The organism is Adlercreutzia equolifaciens (genome assembly GCF_029076695.1).
Classification (GTDB): Bacteria; Actinomycetota; Coriobacteriia; order Coriobacteriales; family Eggerthellaceae; genus Adlercreutzia; species Adlercreutzia equolifaciens_A.
Genome location: NZ_JARFIK010000643.1, coordinates 1 through 287 on the forward strand (window position 1 = coordinate 1; position 287 = coordinate 287).

Consider the following 287-nt stretch of genomic DNA (forward strand, 5'->3'; position numbering starts at 1 on the left):
ATTCAGGCAAGGGCCCCGCGCCGCCCTCCCTGCGGCACGGGCCCCAAGACAACTAGTAGTAGGCCGGGCTCAGATCTTTTTCGTACTGCGGGAAGAACCACACTTCCTAGCCGGCAATGAAGAAGAAGGCTTGCCACAGCGCCAAGCTGATGGCATAGGAGACCATCACGATGGCAAACAGCGGCCAGAAGTCGTCCAGGGCAAAGGCCGTGGCGAGGCCGATGATGGGAACCACCACGCCCAGGATGAGCCACGCGCTGTACACGCCGCGGGTCTCGGGGCCGAAG

The 287-nt window shown here is 63.1% G+C and carries 1 protein-coding gene; it reads right to left on the reverse strand.

Features of this window, described 5'->3' with window-relative positions; genetic code table 11:
* Positions 1–106: 106 nt before the first annotated feature.
* The coding region (locus PZH32_RS13945) for a hypothetical protein (protein ID WP_275208863.1) at positions 107–287 on the reverse strand (181 nt) is incomplete at its 5' end.